Raw genomic sequence first — 25332 nt, 5'->3', positions numbered from 1 at the left:
ATTCAAGATAAAAACTATATTTCCGATTTTGATCGCGAAGTTAAAAAATTATTAGACGTTAAAAATAATAAAAAATAATAATATGAAAATTGAACTTAAAGAAATTACGATTAAAGAAGTTTCAGACGGGTATAAAAACAGCGATGAAGATATTTCAGCAAATCAGGATGTCCCGCTTATGGCATAGCAAGCGATTATTTAAAAGGCGTAGCAATACGGCAGGAATATTTAGAAACCGCAATCAGGTGGATAAGCAGCGGCAAGATAGAAGATTATATGTCTAAACATCAGCGCGAGCCGAATGCTAACGAGTTATGGCTTTATTTTCAAAGTGTCATAAATTGGATAAAAGCAGTTTTTCCAAATTATCGCAAAGAGATGAGAGGCGTGGAGTTTGGACCTTTATATAACGAATTTAAAAATGAAAAAATAGATTCAAAGAAAATCGAGAAAGAAATAAAGGAATTAATGCAGGATGAAGATGTAACAAAAAAATCCGGAATTTATCCGTATGTTTTGACTAGAAATGAAAAATTCTTGAACATCAGGGCATTTACAGAAAAACAGAAAAGAGAGGCCTATGAAAGACAAAAAGGCATTTGCAAGAAATGCAAAGAACATTTTGAGATAGAAGAAATGGAAGCCGACCACATCAAGCCTTGGCACGAAGGCGGAAAAACCGTTTCAAAAAATTGCCAAATGTTGTGCAAGCAATGCAATAGAACCAAATTTGGAAAATAAAAAAATATTGGAAGAGTAAAAAGGTCGATGTATTTGATTAATCAAACTTAACCATCCCGGCAGCAGAGCAGAGCTCGCTGCGGGACAAGTAAAACTATGATAAAAGGAAACTTTCTTGGCGCGGCGATTGTCGCGATAATCTACACGATCTATATTTTAATACATCCTCTTGCAACGACCTGGCAACAAAGAGTACTATTAGTGGTTCTTAATGCTTTAACTATTGTGCTCATGTCTTTTGCATTCAAATAAAAAAGAGAAAATAGAAATGCTTGCTATGTACATAGGCGCGCACGTGTATCGTTGGAAATAAACAATCATTATGCGGCGCGCCGGCTAACGCTGGCGCAAATTCCCTCGGCGTCTAAAGCAAAGCCACGCCGCCCTGCTTGTTCAGAGCAGATCGTCAAAGAAAGTTCGTATTTCGTCCAACAAACACCGCCAAACTTTGCAAATTTTTCTTTTTAAATTTACTTTTAACATTTTTTATATGAACAAAAAAATACTTGAAAATTTGCCGCCTCACATCAAATATTCTTCTTTGAAAATTTTAACTGGTTCTGATTTATCTCGACGAAGTCTGCCTTTAATGCTGGCCAAAAGCCCAAATCCCGGACCCGTTGTTTGGTTAGCCGCTTGCGTTCACGGCGATGAGGTGGGAGGAATAGTTGTTGTCCAAGAAATTTTTAAAAAAATCAAAAAAAATTTATTAAAAGGAGCTCTTTATACTTTTCCCTTAATGAATCCTCTTGGTTTTGAAACGATTTCTCGACATATAGCTTTAACACTAGAGGATCTTAACCGTTCATTCCCCGGGAACAAACAGGGTTCTTTAGCAGAAAGGATAGCAGATAAAATATTTACTAACATTATTCAAACTAAACCGACTTTAGTTTTGGACCTTCATAATGATTGGAAAAAATCTATTCCCTACGCTTTAATAGACCCCTGCCCCGGCCCGAATTGCCAGCAGGCCTATAAAAAAACCAAAGAATTGAGCCAACAAACCGGTCTTTTGACCATCCTTGACACTGAAGATACCAGCGCTACCCTTTCTTACAGTTTGCTTCAACAGAACATTCCGGCTTTATCTCTTGAATTGGGAGAATCATATGTCATCAATGAAGCAAATGTTGAATCGGGGGTAAAAGCGATTTGGAAGATTCTGGCGCATCTGCAAATGGTGAGACCCTTGCCTGAGTTTACGGAAAAACCTTTTAATTTTTCTTTTTCAGAAACAAATCCAGAAAAAATTCTTAAATATTCCAACAAACCTCTAAGTTCAACCAGCGGCATCATCAGATTTTTAACAGGACCCGGAGTTTTTGTGAAAAAAGGCCAACCGATAGCCAAAATTTATAATGCTTTCGGGAAACTGGAAGAAGTCCTTTTAGCTTTAGGCGATGGTTTTGTTTTAGGATATTCTGATTATTCAATGACTCTTCCCGGCATGCCCCTAATGGCTTTCGGCCTGATTTAGAAGCAGGCTGTTCGAAAACTGTAAAGAGGCAAAATTCTGTTTGACATTGACAAATTAGACGCTATGGGCGCGATTGGAATAAGGCAAACTTCTATATTTGCCGGTGAAATAGGAACAAAACTTCATGATAAAAAAGTTGACATAAAAAAATCATCCTTCCAAAAATCGACGGAAAGCGCCATAAATATATGGCTGAATTTTTTGAAAGATTGAATAAATGGGGGGCGAGCAAAAATGCTTCTAAAAAAATGGCTCCGCAAAAATAAAAAACAGCTAAGTAAAAAACACGGCCTTCATCTTTTTATTATTCTTGTGTTTATGACTGCCGGGGTCGGCACTTTGATAGAGTTTATAGAACTCTCTGCGGTTGTTTTTCTGGGCGCGGAGAAGGGAGTCGGCGGTTATATGAACAATGCTATTGATTTGTTTGTAAATTTTATAGGAGCAGTAACCGCAGCGCTTATAGCGGTTTATTATCATAAAAATAAAGGCTTTAAGAAACTAATAACCGGTGATGGTTAAAAATGCAAATCAAAAAAGAAAACCGTGAAGAAGAAAAAGAAGAAATAAAAATGTAGGGGCGTATTGCAATACGCCCCTAACGTTTTTATTATCAAAATAGTGTCTCTTGTTTATTCTTATCCTGTTCTTGTTCGCTAAATATTTTGACAACTCCATATTCTCCGTCATAGCCGGGCTTGATGATGAGGTTGCCTTCCTGAACGCGTTTTATGGCTTCCATAATTTTTGGAATGGTGATTTTTTTGAGTTCTTCGACAGTCAGATTTAACAATATATTAAACTCACTCTTACCTTTTTCTATCATACTTTGATATTCGGCCTGAACTTTTTTAGAGTTCTTGCCAACATTAAAACTTTCAGCGATAATTTCTTGCAAAGGAACTAAACTTTTATAATCAGCTTGGCCAGCTGGTTTTTTTACTTTTTCTTTGCGGTCCGCGAGCTCGGAAACGCGATAATCAACGCCAAGGGTGAGGGGTCGTTTGCAAACCGGACAAATGCCCTTGCGTTTTTTTGTTTCTTCTGGCGAGAAGCTGACATTACACAACCGGTGACCATCATAATGATATTTGCCTTCTTGGGGAAAAAATTCTATAGTATAAGCCATTCGGTTATTTTTTAAATCTTCGCGCCGAATAGCTTTCAACATATTCACGTAAGTCATCTCCTGTAGCTCAAGCACGTTTACTTCCCGACCCAAATTCGCTGGGGAGTGGGCGTCAGAATTTGATATTAAAGTAAGGTTGTCAAGAGCTGACCAGCGCCAGTTCATAGCTGGATCACTGGAAAGCCCAGTTTCTACAGCATAAATTTTAGGCGTCAATTCTTCAAAACATTCTTCCATAGAATCAAACCCGGATTTGGAGCCGAAGATGGCGAACCATGGCGTCCACGCGTGAGCGCATATCACTAACGAGTCAGGTGAAATATCTAAAACAATTTGAGCAAGCTTTTTTGCGTCAAGACCGAGGATCGGACGGCCGTCGGAGTGCAGGTTGCCGATTTTTGTTAAAGCAGAGTTTATTTCAGCGACTTCTTCAAAGGTGGGTGTAATTAGGCAGATGTGGAGGCGGCGGCATTTACCGCCTTTGGAATAGATGCAGGAGATTTCGGCAGTGGGGACAAAATACGTGTCACTAGTCACTAGTAACTCGTCACTAGGGCCAGCCTTCGTCTCCCTTTTGGAGACTTCGGCGGATAAAGTGCTTTTAATTTTATAAAAACCGTTATCTACGCGCTCCAATTTTTCTTTAAGCTCTTTGAAATATTCTGGATGGGTATAATCGCCAGTAGCCACCAGGTTGATGCCTTTAATTTTTGCCCACTTAAAAATGCCGTCTATATCCATTTGCGGAGAGGTGGCGCGGGAGTATTTGGAATGGAGATGGAGGTCGGCGATGATTTGCATATTTTAGTCACTGGTCATTGGCCACTACTAACTGGGGACGGATGACCAATAGATTAGTTTTATTTATTTTAACAGATGTTGGGAAATAAAAAAAGCCCCGGACAAAACGCGACCAGGGCTTTTCTGATAGGCGTATAAATTTTAGTAACTTTAATGTTTTAGTATTTTTAACGAAACTTTGTTTGGCTTTGAATTTATAGCAATGGTACCGCCGATGGGAAAAGTTGTTTGGGGAGTCGTATGGCCAAAATCGATATCTGCAATAACTGGAATATTCTTTAGCTCATCTTTTGTTTTTACGATCTTGACTATCTTTTCTGGCGTCATTTTGGAAGCCTTCTGAAAACGACCTATTACTAGTCCTTTTATCTTGCCAGAACCTGGCAAATGCAAAATAGATTGTAAATTTCTATCAAATTCAACAGCAGAATAATCTTTGGCCATTTCATCGTCTTCTAAAAATAATACCGCATCTTTAAGTAACGGCATAAACTCCGTACCCTGCAACAAATTTAGTGTGCAAAGATTGCCGCCGACGATAACAGCTTCGGCTTCACCCGGATTGATCGCAAACATTCCGGCATTTTTAATGAATTTTCTTTTCCCCTGATTTTTATACCATGTATCATCGCTCCAGTCGTTGGAAGGAAAAATATCAAATGGCTTATCTTGCATTAAGCATTTCTGAAAATACTCTAAAGTATAATCTAACCCGCGCTTCATGCCAAAGCTGGAGAAATGAGGGCCGGAATAAGTTACTAACCCGGTCTTTTTGAAAATAGCATTTTGCAAGGCAGTAATGTCGGAAAAGCCGCAAAAAATCTTAGGATTAGATTTAATAAGACCATAATCCAAATATTTCAATAATTGATTACAATTAAACCCGCCGATGACAGTTAAAATCGCTTTAACCTTTTTATCTTTAAACGCCGCATGCATATCCGCTACTCGCGATTTTATTGCGGATGAACTGAACTCATCGTTTTCTTCAACATTTTTAGAAAAGGTAATTTTGAAGCCAAACGTCTCTAACCTTTCTCTGGCAATCTTCCGGTTTTCTTCCGAGATAAGGGATAAACTTCTTGAGGGCGATGTTACCCGAATCTCGTCGCCCTTTTTTAATTTTTGAGGAATCATATCTGTTTGATTTAAAATATTATTACTTTTATCTTATCAGAAAATTTGAAATAAAAAAAGAGGCGCCAATGATAGTGGCGCGCTCTTTAAAAAAATTGGGCCCAAGGTTCTCGCGCTGACCTACTTTCCCGTTAAGTATCATCGGCGCTGACAGGCTTAACTTCCGAGTTCGGGATGGGATCGGGTGTGACCCTGCCGCTAAAAGCACGAGAACTTTGAACCCAATTTTATATCCGTGATCCGCGGCTATCCGTAATAATCCGCGGCAATCCATGTATGAAAAAAGAATAAGTTTAGAGTTAAGACATTGATTTATTAGTACTCCTCGGCTGAACCCATTACTGGGCTTACACCTAGAGCCTATTAACCTGGTCATCTTCCAGGAATCTGAATGATACCTAATCTTAGGGACGGCTTCGCGCTTATATGCTTTCAGCGCTTATCCAAACCGAACGTAGCTACCCAGCAATGCCCCTGGTGGAACAACTGGTACACTAGAGATTCGTCCTTCTCGGTCCTCTCGTCAAGTTATTCTTATATTTCTATAAGCTTAGACTATATCTTCACCCCGTATTTTACGGGGGCCAACATATTGTAGTAGTTTAAATCCTGATTATCAGGTACCTACCACCCTTCCTCTTAAGGAAAAGTCGTTACGGGGACAAATCTTAAAAATCTAGCAATCTTTTCAATTTATTCTCATCATCTCTCTGACTAGAATAATAATTTTCGTTTCTTAGCTTGATAATCAATTGGACAATTTTCAATCGTTCGCTTTTGGTAATTTGAGTAATTCTTCGACCAGAGATTAAAGATAAAATCCGTAGAACAATCTTTACTTGTTTTGCCTTAAATTTAATAAAAGGTTGTAACTTTTTCAAGATTCTTTCTACTTGATTATATCCATTAATCCTCAATTCTGTAATATTATCTTTTCGGTCGGATAAATACCCAATACCTAATATACTCTGAATCCATTCCAAGGGTTCTTTGTGACGGCTGTCTTGATAAAAGCAGATGGTGAACATAATACGTAAACCGCTTTTAGATAAACGGTTTTTTATTTGCACCATAATGCTTCCATCACCATCCAAAAAACCAGCGATATATGCCCAGTTTGTAGATTTTACGATTTGTCTTCCCACGGTATTGCCTTATAATTTATTTTGGTCCTCAAGTAAATTGTATCATAAAATTGGCAGGACCGCTACTAATCTTTGATCACTGCAACCAAATTAATTATGAAGGTTTCACCGTTATTAGTTGGATTGTCATCTTGGATTACTCCAAGAAGTAGCAATTTCTTACTAGAGAAGGATCCCTTCAAGTATCGATGCTTGCGGCAGATAGGAGACCGACAAAATATGTTACGATCTCTTGTGAGATGGTGAAATATTTCTATTCCACTCCCGCGATCGCCCGCGGGTTCGGACTATATCTTATCGCCTCATCGGCGATTCCAGCGTATAGTCTCTGAGGATTCTAATAAGGCTAGTAATTCTTCTTTGCTTCTTTTTCTATATTTACCATTTTCGTTCGTTCTATAAGCTATCTCTATAATTTCTTTCACCTTTTCTTTGTCTAAATCAGAATTTAGCAAATTTACTATTTCAGTAAAGTAATTGAAGGTTTTGTTTTTGTCTGAAAGTAAAGGATATTTCTTGAAGAAGGGAATTATTTTGTTTAACAGATCTTTTCTATTTCTTACTACATACACATAAGTATCATCGTTTGCTCTTTTTGCGTGATTGGGTTTCAGGTAACCACAATCAAAATAATTCTTAATCTTTTCTAATGTCATAATTCTTAAATAGCTTTGATTGATATGAAATTCAGGAATAATTTTAATTCCGAATTTCATTTTTTTATCAAAATACAAAGCTATATGGAAAGTGCCCTCACCTTCAGTAAAACCAACAATATACCATGGATTTAATGGCTTTATTAGTCTTTCCTGCTGGTTGTCTGCACTCAACACATTTTTACTCATGATTACATTATACCATAAGTAGTGTGAGATACTCAAGTCCCCTCCTATAAGGGACTTTTCAGAGTTTCCAGCATATAGCTAGATTTATAGACAGCACGGTTTTACCCTTCAACTATGTTCAGGGCAAATTTCTACTGTCTCACGACGTTCTGAACCCAGCTCGCGTACCGCTTTAATTGGCGAACAGCCAAACCCTTGGGACCTGATACAGCCCCAGGATGCGATGAGCCGACATCGTACATTTATCCATATTTTCGTATGGTGTAGACTATATCTTCATCTTGTCAGCGACCTTAGACATTATGTCATAGTCTGCTATTAGTGACAAGAGTCGGCGTATTATCCGTCAAAAGACGGATCTCCCCTTTCGGGTCAGTCGTTACGGGGTCAATCCACCAAAGATGGACGACTTCCCACGGTGTTGCCGATTAAATTTTATGCTTTTATTATAACACAAAAATTTAATGACGGGTTCACCGTTATAAGCCGAATTTTTAGTAGGACATTACTGTCCTAGCACCCCGATATGTTAAGGTGCCAAACCCCCTCGTCGATATGGACTCTTGGAGGGGATCAGCCTGTTATCCCCGGAGTAGCTTTTATCCGTTGATCTTCCGCCCTTCTATAAGGAAACATAAATCCCACTGATCTAACCGACGCTAAACGTCAGTATCAATCAGTAGAACTTACGCTATTACGGTCGGTTCACTAAGTTATGCTTTCGCAACTGCTCGGGTTGTGGCCCTTGCAGTAAAGCTGGCTTATGCCTTTACGCTATCCCTCGGATTTCCATCCCGAGGTAGCCAACCTTTAAACGCCTCCGTTACTTTTTGGGCAATGTGTTAACCTAACCCTTTAATCTTATAAGACATTGATGGATGAACAAATTTACCAATAATCTTGGCAAATTTATCCGTTGATTCAGCTAAAATCATAATTTGATAACCTTCCTTTTGCTTTCTCAATTTACATTTAAGGCCGAACTGTTTTCCGAGCGAATCAATTAACCTCTGAACTTCTTGTTTGGTAAATCCCTGGGTATTGATAATTCTTGCTCTATGATATTTTGACTTTACTGAACCATCATCCATAAACCAAACCGCTAAACTAAGCGGCGTTAACCAATGATGAATTAACCTAGGAACAACTTTTCTTTTATCTTGATAAAATTGTTGTCCATAAAACCTCAAACTGCCATGAGCTAAAGTGTTAAACCAATATTTCTGGTATATTTTATTCCCTATCTTTTGTTTCTTTATCTGCGGTAATGCTCGAACCCATTCTTTAAACTCCTGATACAGCCAATCAACATAATCTTTTTGATTAATTGAATGCTCAATTTTGAGTTTATATGTTCTGCCATTGTTTGCCGTCTCAAGATGTCCGTCGCCTAACAATTTGCCGATAATAATTTCACGCTGTCTCTTGGTTAATTTCAATTTCTTCTTATAATTCTCAATTGAATTTGAATACATAATATTAATGGTTAGATTCAACCTGTTTAATAAATCATTTTGAATTTACAGATTGATTTCTTTCAGTCGCCTGAAAGGTCAGACTATATCATTCCCGCACATAAATTTATATTATATGCGAAATTCGGCGTGTAGTCGTTGAGGGGTCATCACTTTAATAAAAGGAGAGGACTTCCCTGCTGATTGTCCGCACTCAAACATTTTTATTCAGCACATAAATTTATGTGCTGAATAGTTTGAGATACTCGGATATTCCAGCATATAGCCGAAACGCCCCCTTGCGAACCACGGAGATTGATTCGCGTTAAGGCAACCGCCCCAGTTAAACTACCCACCAGATACTGTCTCTCGTACCTCTTGAAAGGTACGGGGTTAGAATCAAAATAACACAAGGGTGGTATCTCACTGTTGCCCCGGTAAACCGGAGCTCCCACCTATGCTGAACATGTAAAACCTTGACCCAATATCAAGTTGTAGTAAAGCTTCACGGGGTCTTTTCGTCTAGCCGCAAGTAATGAGCATCTTTACTCATATTGCAATTTCGCCGAGTCCTTTGTTGAGAGAGTCTTCAGACCGTTACGCCATTCGTGCAGGTCGTAACTTACACGACAAGGAATTTCGCTACCATAGGACGATTATAGTTATCGCCGGCGTTCATCCGCGCTTCAATTCCCAGCTCACTCCGGCGAACCGGAGATCACCAGCAATCTTAACGTTCGGACACTGGCCAGGCGTCAGCCCCTATACATCCTCTTTCGAGTTGGCAGGGACCTGTGTTTTTGGTAAACAGTCGCCTGAAGTCTTTAGCTGCGATCCAGCACATAATTACTTATGTGCGGGACAGTGCTTATCCCGAGGTTACGCACGCTGTTTTGCCGAGTTCCTAAACAAAGGTTCTCTCGTACACCTTAGGCTTCTCGCCTCACCTACCTGTGTTGGTTTGCGGTACGAATCCCGCACCTTTAATTCTTACTACCTTTTCTTGGCACTTCATCATAGGAATTTGATCTGTCCGAAGACTTCACGACTACCCACCCCGGTAATACCGGGGCGAGAACGTACATAGCCATAGCACGCTCCTTCACTGAAATGCGTCAGTAGTTTGAAAAGATACGGAAGGGCAGGAATATTATACCTGCTTATCCATCGACTACCCCAGCACATATGTACTGGGTTTGCCTTAGGTTCGCCTAACCCTGGGTCGATTCACGTTGCCCAGGAAACCTTAGGTTTTCGGTGTGTTGGATTCACACCAACATTTTTGCTACTTATGCCAGCATTCTCACTTCCATGCACTCCACTACCTCTCACGAGTATAGCTTCACACGCATGGAAAGCTCCTCTACCGCTCGCCAAAATTTAAAAAATTTAGGCGAGCCCTTATCTTCGGTACTAGACTTTAGCCCCGGTAAATTTTCGGCGCAACTCAACTAAATTAGTGAGCTGTTACGCTTTCTTTAAAGGATGGCTGCTTCTAAGCCAACCTCCTAAGTGTCTGAGTCATGCTACCACCTTTAACACTTAGCCTAGATTTAGGGACCTTAGATAAAGATCTGGGCTGTTTCCCTTTCGACTGATGGAGCTTAGCCCCCATAGTCTAACTGCCTCGCTTAAATACTATAGTATTCGGAGTTTGGTTGGGGTAAGTAGGTCGAAGACCATCCTACCCCATTCAGTGCTCTACCTCTATAGTTTATACGAGACGCCAGTCCTAAAACTGTTTCGAGGAGAACCAGCTATTGCCGAGTTCGATTGGAATTTCTCCTCTAACCACAGCTCATCCCCCAGTGTTGCACGGCTGGTGGGTTCGGGCCTCCATCCTGTTTTCACAGGACTTCACCCTGGCCATGGCTAGCTCACCCGGCTTCGGGTCTTGTACACGCTGCAAACAGAACCTAAATGCAGATCCGCTTAAATTGCGGAACTACATTTAGAATCCTGAACGGCTAGTTAAGCCTTGCTTTCACTATGCCTCGGTCCCGAAAAGGACTTAGACAAGCAACGTATAACAAACTCACTGGCTCATTCTTCAATAGGCACACCGTCACCCCGTGTCTCACTATCGCTCACCACGGGGAATTTCTAATTTCTAATTTCTAATAAAAGGTCAAATTCCATAATGTCAAATGTCAAAAAATATCTTATTTAAACCTTGGGAATTTGGCATTATGAATTTTATTAGAAATTAGGTGAATTAGGTGAATTAGAAATTCCGTGTCGAACGTTAGCGAGACACGGAGCTTCGATTCTTTGAAAGCATATGGTTTCAGATACTATTTCATCGGCCTCACCGGCCTGCTTTTCACCTTTCCCTCACGGTACTTGTTCACTATCGATCTTAAGAAGTATTTAGCTTTGGGTTATAGTCAACCCAGATTCAAACGGGATTTCACGTGTCCCGCCCTACTCAAGAAGAGAAGTCGAATGACTCCTCATACAATCACTAAAGAGTGATAACTCCTTTTGTTTACAGGGCTTTCACCTTCTTTGGCCCTCGTTTCCACGAGGTTCAACTAGGAAAGCTACCAATTAATTTTCCCTTGTTTGAGTGTGTAAGCACTCAAGACATGATTGCCTTACTACCCTTAAAAAAGCAACGGCTTACACCTTTAATGTCGGATCCTCGCATTAAAAATGCAAAGCTCGCGACAACACTTGATTAAGTTTGAGCTCTAGAATCGCTATGCGATTCAGATGTCCCCTTTCGTTCGCCACTACTTAGGGAATAAATTTCTTTTCCTCTGGTTACTAAGATGTTTCAATTCACCAGGTTGTCTCCCATTGCCTATGTATTCAGCAATGAGTATCCCGCACATAAAAGCCACGCATTTTTCAAAATGCGAAGCATTTATGGCTTTTATGTGCGGGATGGGTTTCCCCATTCGGAAATCCCCGGGTCAAAGGTTGCTTGCCACCTCACCGAGGCTTATCGCAGGCTACTGCGTCCTTCATCGTCTTCTTAAGTCGAGGCATCCACCATATGCATTAAGTTGTCTTAACCCTAAACTTATTCTTTCAAGGTTTAACCTTGATTATGAAATTTAGGTATTTAATGTTGATGCTCATTATTTACCCTGTTAGATAATCTAATAGGGTATTACTTGCTATTCAGTTGTCAACGAACTGACTTTATTTAACTCCCTCATAAAAGCATATCTGTCTTTATCCGTTATCCGTGGCTATCCGTTATCAATCCGTAGCAATCCGTGTCAAACTATTAATATGCTCTCACGCGGGAATCAATTAAAAAACCGCCTGTTTCCGAGCGGTCTAAAAAATATATACCAAAAAAGAGGATGTTGTTAACCGCTTGGATATTTAAATAATTGCTTCTGTTGTCTCATTGTTTATATTAAAGATTAATGGTCTAAAGGCTATTTAGAAGTTTATACCATATTTATAACCCTGTCAAGGGCATAATATGTGGATAATTCTTTTGTTTTTATTATACTGGTTTTGGGGGATTTGTCAAGTCTTTTTCCATTATTTTTGAGTATTTTAAACATGTGGATAACTTCTATTGACTATAACTTTATTATCGAGTATTATATGAATATACCCCCACCTATGGTATAGGTATAAACATATTTTAATATCTAATCCCCCGTCTTATGTCTACTCAAAAAGACCTGCCTGCCGGCAGGCAGGGAAAGACTTTAATTAATTTTAAGAAGGCGCAGAGTTTGATGGCTAAGATTATTAAAATGTCTGAAGGTAATGAATATTGCATTGATATTATGCAACAGAATTTAGCAGTGATTGGGCTTTTAAAATCGGCTCATCAGATGTTGACGGAAGGACACCTTAATTCTTGTTTTAAAAATGCTATGGCCAGCAAAAATGAGAAAAGAAAACAGGAAATGATTCAAGAAATTTTAAAGGTGACTAAATTAGCTAATAGATAGAATGAAAAAAATCATTGTAACAATTTTTATTTTTTTGATCGGAGGAGTTTTGAGTTTTTTGATTTTTAATAATCAAAATATTAAATTTGAAAATTTGAGCGCTTCCGAGATGTATGAGAAAATAATTGAACAAAGAGACCTGGCTATTAACCAGGCGATTGCTAGCGGGAATTATGGATGTTGTATTGATCCGCCATGTACCATGTGTTATATGGAGGCCAATCAATGGAATAATTTTATTCCTGGGACTTGCGGCTGCGATGATTTTATTGCGCGGGGCGAAGAGCCATGCCCTCAATGTAAAAGAGGAATAGAATCGGGTCAATGTAAATCAAGTTCTATAACTTGTCCAACTAATTAATTTAATTTAATATGCTCAAAAAAATTAAAACTAGCATTTCCGGAATTCATTGCAAAAGTTGCAAGACTTTAATTGAGACAGAAGTTGATGTGCTTGAGGGAGTTAAGAGTGTCCAGGTTGATTATAAAACAGGAAAGACAGAAATCGAATTTGATGAGAGAAAGGTTGCGCGAAATGAAATTTTTAGCCGAATTAAAAAGTTAGGTTATGAGGTGGCCGAGAGCACAGAAAACACAAAAGCACAGAAAACACAAAAACATTTCTCTAATAGACTCGTGATTGCTGGAGTTTTGTTAGTAGTGTTTGTGATTGGATATTATTTAGTGAAGCGTTTTGGGTTATTAGAGGTGATGGCCAGATTAAATGAACAGAATATTAGCTATTGGTTGATTTTATTAATCGGACTTTTGGCCAGTTTTCATTGTGTTGGGATGTGCGGGGGGTTGGTTATGACTTACACTACGCGTCACCACGCGAAAAACGGACAAGGAAGTAAGCCGGGAAAAGCGACTCGAGCACATTTTCAATATAATTTTGGTAGGGTAATTTCTTATACTTCTGTTGGTGGAATTTTGGGTGGTGTGGGATCATTCTTTGGGATTAACCCGACTTTCACTGGAATCATTACTTTAATAGCTGGCGGGTTTATGCTTTTGATGGGGCTGTCACTCCTGACTAATTTTAAGTGGTTGGAAAAAATAAAGTTAAGGGCTCCTGACTTTATTGCCCGATTTCTTTATAACCAAAGTCATACCAAAAAACCAAAAGGACCCTTTATTATTGGTTTACTTAATGGCTTTATGCCTTGCGGCCCTTTGCAGGCAATGCAGCTTTATGCTTTAGCTTCTGGCAGTATTACTCGGGGGGCTTTGAGTATGGGGATTTATGCTTTAGGAACAGTGCCTTTGATGTTTGGTTTTGGGAGTTTTATTTCTTTAATTAGTCAAACAAGAATTAAGCAGGTGATGAAAGTATCGGGCGCAGTGGTGATAATTCTGGGCTTATTTATGCTCAATCGGGGTTTAATAAATTTCGGCTATGGGTTTAAAAATTTTATTCCCCGCGAGGCGAGCAGTCGAACTGAATATCTAGTAACTGGCGAGGTGGAGGAATATCAAACCATAAAAATGGATTTAACTTACCAGGGCTATTCACCTAATGTTTTATTTGTAAAAAAAGATGTCCCAGTGCGTTGGATCATTAATGTTAAACAAATGTCTGGTTGTACGGATGAGATTATTATGCCGGAGTATAATATAAAAAAGAAACTGGAATATGGAGAAAATGTGATTGAGTTCGTGCCTGCGAAACTTGGTGATATAAAATTTTCCTGCTGGATGGAAATGGTTTGGGGAAAATTTGTAGTGACAGAAGACGAAGTGAACACGGCTCAAGAACAATTAGAGCTTGAGAAAGTTGATTTGCCGCAAGGCAGTTGCAGTGGAGGTGATTCGTGTGGGGGGAGTTGCGCGGCGGCACAGACTGGGGGGTGCGGGTGTTCGAGGATAAGGAGCAGATGATGATATTTACATTTTGCATATATCCATTTATCATTTAATTTTTAATCCATTTCTTATGCCAAATTTACAAAACAAAGTGGCATTAATTACCGGTTCCGGGAGAGGGATGGGACGGGCCGACGCTTTGGCCTTAGCTAAATATGGAGCCAAGGTTGTAGTCACTGACATAAACAAAGAAAATTGCGAAAAAGTAGTTAAAGAAATCAAAAAGCAAAAGGGTGATGCCATTGCCCTTAAACTTGATGTTACTAAAAAACAAGAAGTCGTAAGCGCAGTTAAACAAACCATTAAGAAATTTGGCGGGCTGGACATTTTGATTAACAATGCCGGCATTGCGGAATTTAAACCATTTTTAGAAATGACTGAAGACGAGTGGGATAAAACTTTGGACATTAATTTAAAGGGTCAATTCCTCTGCGCTCAAGCAGCGGCAACTCAAATGAAAAAACAAAAAGGCGGAGTAATAGTTAATATCGCTTCAGTGGCGATGGGTCAGCAAGGGATTGGTTTTCCTAACATTGCTCATTATTGCGCTTCGAAAGGCGCTATTGCAGCTTTAACAGAAGCCCTGGCCGTTGAGCTAGCCCATTATAATATTCGAGTTAATGGCATTGCGCCCGGCATGATAGATACGCCGATGATAGATGCTGTCAAATCTGATCCAAAGGGATTTGAAGCGATGCTGGGGCGAGTGCCTTTGCGCCGAACGGGAAAGCCGGAAGAGGTGGCTGAGCTGGTTGCCTTTTTGGCTTCAGATGATTCCAGTTATATGACTGGTTCAGTTGTAGTGATTGACGGCGGTTGGTTGGCGGGATAATTTGTGTTTAATTAGTTTAGAAAATTATGACTAAAAAAATAATTATAAAAATTTCCGGCATGGATTGTGCGTCCTGCGCGGCAAATATTGAAAATACCTTAAAAAAAGAAGCGGGGATTAAATCCGCCAATGTTAATTTTGCTTCGGAAAAACTTTATTTAGAATTTGATTCTATTGAGATTAGTATTACTAGAATCGTAAAAATTATTGAAAAGTTGGGATATAAAGCCAGTGAAGAAGGTTTTGAAAAAGAAATGGAGGACCATCACAAGGAAGAGAAAATTCAGGAAGTTAAAGATCTGAAAATAAGACTTATTGTAGCCCTCATTTTCGGCATTCCTCTTCTCTATGTTTCAATGGGCATGATGGCTGGTCTTCACATACCGAAGATTATCGAGATGAACCAGCATCTAATCCAATTTCTGTTAACTACCCCCGTGATTATAGTTGCCTTCAAACTTTACATTTCCGGACTCAAGGCTATTTTAAGACGAGCGCCAAATATGGACTCTTTGATATTTATTGGCACTTCGGCTGCCTATGTCTACAGCGTGGCAATCTCTTTATCTACTTGGCTCAACATCAAAACATACGGAATGAAAGAGCTATACTACGAGATAGCGGGCTTCATTCTTATCTTCATCCTCTTGGGAAAGTATCTAGAAGTAATAACTAAAGGGAAAACAAGCGAAGCTATTAAAAAATTAATTGGACTTCAACCCAAAGAAGCGACAATTATAAAAGACGATGAGGAGATAAAAATTCCTATTTCCGAAGTAAAAGTCGGGGATATTATTTTAGTCAAGCCCGGCGAAAAAATCCCAGTAGACGGAATTGTTATTGACGGCTATTCCGGCGTTGATGAAAAAGCAATCACTGGCGAAAGTATTCCAGTTGAAAAGAAAAAAGGCGATGAAGTCATCGGCGCCACTATTAATAAAACCGGTGTTTTGAAATTTAAAGCAACTCGAGTTGGTAAAGATACGATGTTGGCCCAGATTATAAAAATAGTTGAGGAAGCAATGGGTTCCAAAGCGCCAATCCAGCTTCTGGCTGACAAAGTTTCTCTTTATTTTGTACCGACAGTAGTAGTCATCGCTATTGTCTCTTTCGCGGTTTGGATTTTTGCAGGCCATCCTTTTTCTTTCGCGCTCTCAGCCTTTATCGCTGTTTTAATTATCGCTTGCCCTTGCGCTTTAGGTCTGGCAACGCCAACCGCTGTGATGATGGGTACTGGTCTGGCGGCAAAAAATGGCATTTTAATTAAAAGTAGCCGAGCTTTAGAGACGGCTAAAAAGGTTTCGGTTGTTGTGTTTGATAAGACCGGAACGTTGACTAAGGGAGAGCCGGAGGTGACGGACGTTGTGGAAATTTCAAAATCCAAATTGTTCCAAATTGTTCCAAATCAAGCTCAAAATCCAAAATCCAAAATGACCATTTTGCAATTAGCCGCATCGGTTGAAAAAAACTCTGAACATCCGTTGGCGATGGCGATTGTGAATGAAGCCAAGAAAAATAAGATTGAGTTGTTTGAAGTTAAAGATTTTGAGGCCAAGCCTGGGGCGGGAGTGGTTGCGAAATACAAGGACGTAATGGTTTTGATTGGGACTAGGAAGTTGATGGATGATAATAAAATTGATATCAGTGATTCTGAAAAAGAGAAGTCTAAATTGGAGAATCAAGGTAAGACAGTGATGATTGTGGCGGTGGAGGGGGAGGTGGTTGGAATGATTGCAGTGGCAGATACTTTAAAAAAGGATTCGAAACAGGCAGTGGAAATGTTACATAAAATGGGCAAAATGGTGGCGATTATTACTGGCGATAATAAGCGGGTTGGTAAAGCGATTGCTAAGCAGGTCGGGATTGACTATGTGTTAGCCGAGGTATTGCCTCAAGATAAAGCTAAAGCTATTAAACGAATTCAAGAAAATAAAGGGTTTGGAAATTGGAAATTGGAAATTGGAAATTCCCGCCAGCAGCGGGTTGTGGCAATGGTGGGAGATGGAATTAATGATGCGCCGGCCTTGGCGCAAGCGGATTTGGGGATTGCCTTGGGGAGCGGGACTGATGTGGCAATGGAGACTGGGGATATAATTTTAATTAAAGATGATTTACGGGATGTGGTCCTGGCAATGGATATCTCCAGATATACTTTGAGAAAAATTAAACAGAATCTTTTCTGGGCTTTCTTCTACAATAGCGTGGGTATCCCAATTGCGGCTGGCATTCTATACCCCTTTACTGGCTGGCTCCTCTCTCCTATCATCGCAGCCGCGGCAATGGCGTTTTCATCGGTGAGTGTGGTGAGTAATGCGCTGCTGATGAAGAGGTATGGGCGACAAGAAACTCTTCGACAAAGCTCAGGGCGGGCAAGAAACAACCCGCCTGCCGGCGAGGCAGGGTAACAAGATACAAATCTTTCGACTTTGCTCAAAGCAAGCAAGATACAAATATGCGAATATTATTTAACAAAAAATCCCGGATTACCGGGATTTTTAAATTCACTATATTAAAATTAATGACAGTCCGAACGCATTTCGCCACCTTCGGCGGCGAGGAGCCGATCCAGCAAATCGCGGCTCTGCCGCGCCGATAACAATTTCAAGTTTTTCTTTAGCGGCAAATTCTTTTTATTGATTTATTACTGATGGTATAAACTCAAAAATATCGCTGGCTAAAACTCCTTCACCATATTTTTTGCAAGCTAACTCACCAGCACAACCATTGATATGGGCAGCTACTTGAGCAGCTTCAAAAGGTTCTACTTTCCGAGCAAGAAGGGCCCCGCAGATTCCAGTAAGCGTATCACCAAAACCACCTTTAGTCATAAAAGAAGAACCCGTTTTATTTAAAACAACTTTTTCCCCGTCGGATATAACATCAATACAGCCTTTAAGCAAAACCACTGTTTTTAATTTGTCAGCCCACTTTTTTACTTTTTCTTTTCTATCCCCAATTTCCGGTTTTACTTTTTCGCCAGTTAAAATTCTAAACTCTTCACTATGAGGTGTAATTATAACTTTTTTATTTTTTACAATCTCTTTCTGTTCAGCCATTGCCCTAATTGCTTCAGCGTCAATAACCATTGGTAAATCAATACTCTTAATAATTTCTCTAATTGCCAGATATGTTTGTTTACTTCTGTTTAATCCACAGCCAATAATTAAAGACTGAAAATTTTTCGCTAAATCTAAAATTTTTGGAACATGCTTTAATTCTAACTCACCATCAAGCGGATAAGTAATGATATCTGGCAAAAAAGAAGCCGCAATATCCATAGCTCTTTTTGGTCCTACAAGAGTAATTAAATCAGCCCCACTTCTTAAAGCAGCTGTTCCATTAAAAATCGGTGATCCAGAATATCGCTCGCTTCCGGCAACAATCAAGACATAGCCAAATTGACCTTTATGAGACCATAAATCTCGTTTGGGATAATATTTTTTCAAATTCATATCTAAAAAATTATTTAGCCACCCATCCACCATCAACAACTAAAATTTCGCCATTGACAAAATCTGATTCATCAGACGCTAAATAAACTGCGGCCATCGCAATGTCTTCTGGTTCACCTAATCGAGGATAAGGAGTTGAGCTCTCTAAAAATTGTTTTGTGGCTGGGTCAGTAATCATATCTTTTGTCATCGCAGTTCTAATCACCCCGGGAGCGATGCAATTGACATTAATTTTTTTCGGAGCATATTCCAAGGCCATTTCTTTAGTTAAGGCAATTATTCCGCCTTTTGAGGCGCAATAGGCACCGCTTTGAGCAAATCCAACCAAACCAGCAATTGAGGCTACGCTTATAATTTTGCCTTTACCTTGTTTGAGCATTTCCGGAATTACTCTTTTGGAGCCCAAGAAAACGCTCTTGAGATTAACATTTAAAACCGTATCCCAATCTTCTTCAGACATTTCATGAAGATTGTAAGCTCTATAAATACCAGCATTATTCACCAAAATATCCACCCGACCGAATTTGTCCAAACAAATTTTTACCATCTGTTCAATATCAGCTGTTTTACTAACATCTGTTTTGACAAAAATAGCTTCCCCTTTTTCTTTCTCAACTTGTTTTAATGTTTCTTTCCCGCCTTCTTCTGACCAATCAGCTACTATAACTTTGGCTCCTTCTTTGATAAAAGCTAAAGCTATTCCCCGACCAATACCGGAGCCAGCGCCAGTAATAATTGCAATTTTATTTTGTAAACGCATAATTTTTTTGTTAATTATTTAATGTTTAATTTTAGTTAACTTCTTTCGACTAAAAGAAGTTTTGAAAAATATGAAAAAATTTTCTTTTCTTAAAATATGGTTCGAGCCGATGTTTTTAACAGGTTCTTTGGCAGTTTTTAAGATCGCGGCGAAGCCGCTCAAATTTTGGGGGCTGGCCGTCGCCGCCGAAAGCGGCGAAATGCGTTCGAACTATTTTAAGAATACAGCACCAGTAAGGAATTTGCAAGCGGTTTCGGTTCGCCTCGCTCCGCTCGGCGATTAAATTGTAAGGAATTTTGGGCGAAAAAATCAGTTGGCGATTTCGTTTAGGGAAAAGAAAATTTTTTAATCTTTAATTCAACAAAACTATGAAATACATACTTTACGCTAGAAAATCTACAGAAGAAGATGATCGACAAATACTTTCAATTGAAGCTCAACTCGTTGAGCTAAAAGAATTTGCCGCCAAAGAAAAACTTGAAATTGTCGCCTCGCTTTGCGAGGCAAAAACTGCCAAAGAACCTGGGCGAATAAAATTCGCCGAAATGTTGTCATTGATTGAAAAAGGAAAGGCAGACGGAATTATCTCTTGGCACCCAGACAGATTAGCGAGGAATAGTGTTGATGGCGGTAAAATAATTCACTTCGTTGATCGCGGCTTGATTAAGTCCCTCAAATTTCCCACCTTTTGGTTTGAGCCAACGCCGCAGGGATTATTTATGCTGAACATTGCTTTTGGACAGAGCAAATATTTCGTGGACAATTTGCGAGAGAATGTAAAACGAGGCTTGAGGCAGAAAATCAGAAATGGCGTTTGGCCCGGCTGGGCTCCGGTGGGCTATCTCAATAATCCAAAAACTCGCTTAATTGATATTGACCACGAAAAAGCACGGAAAGTGAAAAAACTTTTTGAGTTTTACTCCACTGGTAGATACACTCTTAAATCTCTCGCAAATTGGTCTAAAGAAAAAGGCTTGCATGGCAATCTTGGAAAAGAAATCGCTGTTAGTAATGTTCAGAAAATTTTGAATAATCCTTTTTATATCGGCTTAATGAAATACAGAGGGGAATTATTTGAGGGACAACACGAGCCGTTAATTTCAAAGAAACTTTTTGATAAATGCCAAGAAGTGATGAGCAAGCGAGGAAAAGTTCAAGAAGTCAGAAAACACAGTTTTGCTTTTCTTGGCTTAATGAAATGCGCTTCTTGCGGTTGTTCAATAACTGCCGAAATTCAAAAGGGACATAATTATTATCGTTGCACCAAAAAGAAAGGGGTCTGCCAAGAAAAACATTATTTGCGAGAGGAACTTTTAACCGAGCAAATTAAATCCTTTCTTCAAAAAGTTTCTTTGTCGAGCCAAGACACCAAGAAAGTTTTGGCGGCGTTGGATAGCGAACAAGAACAGGCAAAACAACAAGCTCAATCAAAAGTAGAAAATTTAAAAAAGCAACTAAACCAAATAGAAACAAAACTTGCGAAATTACTCGATGTATTTTTGGCCGATGCTTTATCCACAGAAGAATACGCCGCCAAAAAACAGGAATTATTGTCGCAAAAAGTTGAACTTCAAGAAAAAATCACCGACTTTGAGCAAAAAGGATTGTCTTGGCTCGAACCGGCTCGTGAATTTGTTTTATCGCTTAATCAAGCCGCAAAATTAGTAGAAACCGAAAACAAAAAAGAAATGACAACATTTCTTAAAAATATCGGCTCGAACCACATTTTACAAAACCGCCAACTGATTTTTTCGCCCAAAATTCCTTACGATTTGGTCGCCGAGCGAAGCGAGGCGAACCAACGAAATTTGACTTTTCCTTACTGGTGCCCGGGGCGGGAATCGAACCCGCATGGCTTAAAGAGCCACAAGATTTTAAGTCTTGCGTGTATACCAATTCCACCACCCGGGCTTAAATGGCTTGCCAGCCAAAGCCCCAAGCTTGTCGAGGGGCGAGGTACTGGAGCGGCGAACCGGATTCGAACCGGCGACCTTCTCCTTGGCAAGGAGACGTTCTAGCCAACTGAACTACCGCCGCAAAATTTATATTATATTATTATTTTTTGAACCCGCGACCTCCCCGGTCGCAACCGGGGCGTTCTATCCTCAGCCAAAGGCTGATCCGCCTCTGGCGGAAACTGAACTACCGCCGCTTGTTATTTCCATTATATCAAAAATCCCAAAAAAATCAACCATGAGTTACAATTGTATTACTACTGTATTACAATTGTGTTACTATTGTACTACACTATTTGCCCCTCTAACCATCTTCTTCCCCTCCAACCATCTATAAAGCACCGGTACCAACGACAACGTCAAAATCGTAGAAAATGCCAAACCAAAAATCATAGCCACTGATAAACCCTGCCAAAACTCGTTCGCAAAATACAACGGCATAATTCCGGCAATCGTAGTCACTGTAGTTAAAAATATCGGCTGCAATCTCGCCTCCCCGGCTTCGGCAATCGCTTCCACTAATTCCATTTTTCTTTCTTGCAGATTATTATTTATCCTATCAATTAAAATAATCGCGTCATTAACCACAATCCCGGCTAAACCAACCAAACCCAAAAACGCTGGGAAACTAAAAGCTAAGCCCAAAACTCTCAACCCCACAACCACTCCAATCATTGCCATTGGCAAAGTTAAAATAATAATCAACGGCTGTTTAAAAGAATTAAACTCCAAAATCAAAATCAATAAAATCAAAAGTACCGCCACAATCATTGCGTAATAAAGCTCGGTAAACACTTCTTCCATTTGCTCTTGTTCGCCGCCGTAAATAATTTCATATCCTTCAGGTAAATCATAATCCTCTAATTTATCCTGTAAATCCGCAAGAATCTGGACCGGAGTTCTTTCTTGGTTTTTTGCGGCCACTGAAACAATCCGCTTTAAATCTCGGTGGCTTATATTTTCTAAAGCCGGGGTCAATTCAAAATCCGCTATTTGACTCAAAGCAATATTTTCGCCCGTTGGTGTCATAACCATCAAATTCTTTAACGCTTCTACCGTATCCACACTCTCGCTTAGATACTGCACCCTGATATCAATATCCTCCCGAAGGGCCTGAGCCGAGCCGAAGGTACCTTCGCGGGTCACTGTTGATGCTTTGCTCCCATAAATCGCGCTCCGCAAAATTCCAGAAACAACAGCGGCATTTAAATTATACCGGCCCAACTCTTCATGTTTTAATCTAAAACCGAATTCTGGCGGCGATACTCTAACGCCCGTATCCACTTCTACTGCCCCGGGAATTTCAGAAAGCATTCCCTCAATATCAGAAGCTATCCGGTCCAAAATCGCCAAATCATCGCCAGTAATCCGCGCTTCCACTGGTTCCGCTGCTGGCGGGCCCTCCTCTATTTCAGTCACTGATACTTTAGCTCCATCAATTTTTTTAAAGGCGCTTCGTAAATCAGCCGCAATTTCATAACTGGTCCGTTCAGGTAGGTCATTAGTCATTGGCGAGTCATGAGTCATTAGGGACGAGTCATTAGGGACGCCGCCATTCGCGTCCCTTAATTTCTTAATTTCTAATTTCTCTATTTCTCTATTTCGTTTTCCTTTCTCGTACAAATTAACCGTCACCGCCGCCAAATTCTCGCTCGCCCCGCCGCTCGGGCCAAAACCGGTAAAAGCCAAACCGCCGCCGCTCCCAACATTGGTCACAAAACTCTCAATCTCTGGAGTTTCCAAAAGTTTATACTCTACCAATTGAACTTTTTTCTCGGTCTCTTCCAAAATCGACCCATTCGGCAATTCAATATTAACCACAAAAAAATCAACATCATACTTAGGAAACATTTGCAAAGGTATAAAACCAAAAACCAAAGCGCCCATAGAGATTATAAAAGCCGCTATCACGGAAATTGCCAATCCTCGCCTTCTCTTTTTTGAATAAAGCAATTTTCTAATAAAATTATGATACCGCTTCTGCAATGGCTTTGTAAAATATTTCTCCATCAAATGCTCTTTTTCTACTCCTCTAATTTCCTCTAATGGGCTCGAATTTTTCGAATTAGAGATATTAGAGTTTGATTCGAGAAAATTTGAGGAAGCCCTTCTCTTAATCACCCTCGCCGCCAACGACGGAATAATAATCAAGGCCACCAAAAGTGAAATGCCTAAAGTCGCTGAAATCGTTAAAGGCATTGTTTTTAAAAATTCGCCTACTACTCCGCTTACCAAAAACATTGGCACAAACGCGGAAATAGTCGTTAAAACTCCAGCAATCAAGGGCCACTTAAATACACTCACAGAAAGTAGGGCCGACTCCTCGGGCGTGTAACCTTTCATTAGATTGTCGTGCAAACCTTCTAAAATAATAATCAGAGTATCAACCAAAAGCCCAAGAGAAAGCACTAAAGAAAACAAAGTTAAACTATTCAAAGTCTGGCCCTGCATTTTTAAAACACCAAAAGTTCCCAAAAAAATCAAAGGCACAGCCAAAGCCGCAATCATTGCCTGCCTTAAAGCCAAAGCCAAACTAAGCAATATAAATATCAAAATAAAGGTCTGAATTCCGCTTTTTCCCAAGGTGTTTAAATCATCTCTAATAAATTGCGACATATCGCTAACAACCTCAACAGTCACATTTTTTGGGATTATTTCCTTTTTTTTCAAATCATCCAAATGCTCTTTTGCCACATCAATAATATCAATAATATTACCCCCTGTTTTTTTATAAACCTGCAAAGAAACTACATTTTGCAAAGATCCGCCATTAAGCGACACTCTAGAAACCGTTGATTTTTCCGCTAGCTGATCTTTAATATCCGCTATGTCTTTTAAAAATATCAACCCCGATTGATTTGATTTAACAACAACATTTCCCAAATCTTCTATTGATTCAAATTTCCCTGTGGACCTAACATTATATTTCATTCCGCCCACTTCAACCGTTCCCAAAGGAAAATTTACATTGCTAGCGCTAATAGCGCCCACCACTTGATTAATCCCAAGGCCAAATTGATTCATCTTGGCTTGATTTAACACAACGTTAAACTCTCTTTGTCTAGCCCCAAGCAAATCCACTCGCGACACCCCTTTGATATTTTCTAATTCATCCTGCGCTCGCTCCCCAATCTCTTTTAATTGCCCATCAGTTAGATCCCCAATCAAACTAAAAGTTATAATCGCAAAATCATTAATCCTAATTTCCATCACCATCGGATCTTCAGCTTCGCTTGGCAAGCCAGAAATTGTGTCTGCTCGATCACGCAAATTTCTAACACTTTCAACCAAATCCGCGCCTGCCTCAAACTCTACAACCACGCTGGAAACTCCAAAAGAAGAATTAGAAGTTATGCTAGCTATATTTTCCAAACCATCTATTTTCTCTTCCACTTTGTCGGTTATAAGCTCTTCAATATCACCAGGGCTCGCCCCCGGATAAACAGTAGTTACCACCACAATAGGAATCTGCACTTCTGGCTGGGCTTCTCTAGGCAATTCCATCAAACTCAAAAATCCCCAAACAGCCATTCCAATCACCATCAAAATCGCCAATCGCCAGCGCTTGATAAAAAAACCAAAAAATCCCGCTCTGGTTTCTTCAATCCGTTTGCGGTTAATTTCCCTGTCTCGAGCTTGTCGAGATGAGCGATCTCTCTGAGATAATTTTGTTATATTGTTTTCATTATCCATAAATAACCAATAATCAAGATACAATAACCAAATAAGCTCCAATAATCAATAATCAAATCTTTGTTGGTGGTGTTTGATGTTTGGTTATTGTATCTTGGTGATTGTATCTTTTTATT

Annotated in this window: 16 protein-coding genes, 2 tRNA genes, 2 rRNA genes and 2 pseudogenes; 11 read left to right on the top strand and 11 right to left on the bottom strand. The window is 39.7% G+C overall.

Annotated features, from left to right (window positions below; translation table 11 throughout):
- Positions 1–147 precede the first annotated feature (147 nt).
- From KKD20_01735 to KKD20_01725, 3 genes and pseudogenes are all read left to right on the top strand, one after another.
- Positions 148–741: pseudogene (locus tag KKD20_01735) on the top strand (HNH endonuclease).
- A gap of 490 nt (positions 742–1231) precedes the next feature.
- The gene (locus tag KKD20_01730) at positions 1232–2221 is read left to right on the top strand and encodes a succinylglutamate desuccinylase/aspartoacylase family protein (protein ID MBU4331822.1); all 990 of its coding nucleotides are present in this window, start codon (positions 1232–1234) and stop codon (positions 2219–2221) included.
- Positions 2222–2455: 234 nt separating this feature from the next.
- On the top strand, positions 2456–2743 hold the full coding sequence (locus tag KKD20_01725) for a hypothetical protein (GenBank protein ID MBU4331821.1): 288 nt from the start codon (positions 2456–2458) through the stop codon (positions 2741–2743).
- 91 nt (positions 2744–2834) lie between these two features.
- Here the strand turns inward: KKD20_01725 and KKD20_01720 are convergent, their stop codons facing one another.
- From KKD20_01720 to KKD20_01695, 6 genes are all read right to left on the bottom strand, one after another.
- Positions 2835–4151, bottom strand: coding sequence for an endonuclease Q family protein (locus KKD20_01720; GenBank protein ID MBU4331820.1), 1317 nt, complete (start codon positions 4149–4151; stop codon positions 2835–2837).
- A 150-nt stretch (positions 4152–4301) separates the two neighbouring features.
- A complete protein-coding gene (locus KKD20_01715; GenBank protein MBU4331819.1) occupies positions 4302–5288 on the bottom strand; it encodes an LD-carboxypeptidase in 987 nt (328 codons plus the stop codon).
- Positions 5289–5395: 107 nt separating this feature from the next.
- Positions 5396–5500 (bottom strand): 5S ribosomal RNA (rrf, locus tag KKD20_01710).
- Between the two features lie 456 nt (positions 5501–5956).
- Positions 5957–6433, bottom strand: a complete 477-nt coding sequence (locus KKD20_01705) for an LAGLIDADG family homing endonuclease (GenBank protein ID MBU4331818.1) — start codon at positions 6431–6433, stop codon at positions 5957–5959.
- Between the two features lie 302 nt (positions 6434–6735).
- A complete protein-coding gene (locus KKD20_01700) occupies positions 6736–7278 on the bottom strand; it encodes an LAGLIDADG family homing endonuclease (protein ID MBU4331817.1) in 543 nt (180 codons plus the stop codon).
- A gap of 86 nt (positions 7279–7364) precedes the next feature.
- Positions 7365–11749, bottom strand: a 23S ribosomal RNA gene (locus KKD20_01695).
- A gap of 615 nt (positions 11750–12364) precedes the next feature.
- Between KKD20_01695 and KKD20_01690 the strand changes: the two genes are divergently transcribed.
- The 6 genes from KKD20_01690 to KKD20_01665 are packed head-to-tail and all read left to right on the top strand — an operon-like array spanning position 12365 to position 17952.
- Entirely contained in the window at positions 12365–12658 is a 294-nt protein-coding gene (locus KKD20_01690; GenBank protein ID MBU4331816.1) for a metal-sensing transcriptional repressor, read from the top strand.
- Position 12659: 1 nt separating this feature from the next.
- Positions 12660–13019, top strand: a complete 360-nt coding sequence (locus KKD20_01685) for a hypothetical protein (GenBank protein MBU4331815.1) — start codon at positions 12660–12662, stop codon at positions 13017–13019.
- 11 nt (positions 13020–13030) lie between these two features.
- Positions 13031–14539 (top strand): sulfite exporter TauE/SafE family protein, encoded by a 1509-nt coding sequence (locus tag KKD20_01680; GenBank protein MBU4331814.1) that lies wholly within the window; start codon positions 13031–13033, stop codon positions 14537–14539.
- Positions 14540–14594: 55 nt separating this feature from the next.
- Positions 14595–15356: an SDR family oxidoreductase gene (locus KKD20_01675; protein ID MBU4331813.1), complete on the top strand. Its 762-nt coding sequence runs from the start codon at positions 14595–14597 to the stop codon at positions 15354–15356.
- 26 nt (positions 15357–15382) lie between these two features.
- The gene (locus tag KKD20_01670) at positions 15383–17761 is read left to right on the top strand and encodes a heavy metal translocating P-type ATPase (GenBank protein MBU4331812.1); all 2379 of its coding nucleotides are present in this window, start codon (positions 15383–15385) and stop codon (positions 17759–17761) included.
- Between the two features lie 47 nt (positions 17762–17808).
- A complete protein-coding gene (locus KKD20_01665) occupies positions 17809–17952 on the top strand; it encodes a hypothetical protein (GenBank protein MBU4331811.1) in 144 nt (47 codons plus the stop codon).
- A 34-nt stretch (positions 17953–17986) separates the two neighbouring features.
- Here the strand turns inward: KKD20_01665 and KKD20_01660 are convergent, their stop codons facing one another.
- Positions 17987–18808, bottom strand: a complete 822-nt coding sequence (locus KKD20_01660) for an NAD(P)H-hydrate dehydratase (protein MBU4331810.1) — start codon at positions 18806–18808, stop codon at positions 17987–17989.
- Positions 18809–18818: 10 nt separating this feature from the next.
- Positions 18819–19568, bottom strand: coding sequence for an SDR family oxidoreductase (locus KKD20_01655; protein ID MBU4331809.1), 750 nt, complete (start codon positions 19566–19568; stop codon positions 18819–18821).
- A 70-nt stretch (positions 19569–19638) separates the two neighbouring features.
- Between KKD20_01655 and KKD20_01650 the strand changes: the two genes are divergently transcribed.
- Positions 19639–19851 carry a hypothetical protein gene (locus tag KKD20_01650; GenBank protein ID MBU4331808.1) on the top strand — a complete coding sequence of 71 codons (213 nt, stop codon included), beginning with the start codon at positions 19639–19641 and terminating at the stop codon, positions 19849–19851.
- 85 nt (positions 19852–19936) lie between these two features.
- Positions 19937–20386: pseudogene (locus KKD20_01645) on the top strand (recombinase family protein).
- A gap of 1005 nt (positions 20387–21391) precedes the next feature.
- Here the strand turns inward: KKD20_01645 and KKD20_01640 are convergent.
- The 3 genes from KKD20_01640 to KKD20_01630 all read right to left on the bottom strand — a co-directional run bounded on the left by KKD20_01640 (position 21392) and on the right by KKD20_01630 (position 25216).
- Positions 21392–21479 (bottom strand) — tRNA-Leu (locus KKD20_01640).
- Between the two features lie 49 nt (positions 21480–21528).
- A tRNA-Gly gene (locus tag KKD20_01635) sits at positions 21529–21605 on the bottom strand.
- A 197-nt stretch (positions 21606–21802) separates the two neighbouring features.
- The gene (locus KKD20_01630) at positions 21803–25216 is read right to left on the bottom strand and encodes an efflux RND transporter permease subunit (GenBank protein ID MBU4331807.1); all 3414 of its coding nucleotides are present in this window, start codon (positions 25214–25216) and stop codon (positions 21803–21805) included.
- Positions 25217–25332 lie beyond the last annotated feature (116 nt).

The sequence above is a fragment of the Patescibacteria group bacterium genome, from assembly GCA_018896645.1.
Classification (GTDB): Bacteria; Patescibacteriota; Patescibacteriia; order UBA2591; family JABMQE01; genus JAHIMF01.
This window is presented reverse-complemented; position numbering and strand designations above follow the sequence as displayed.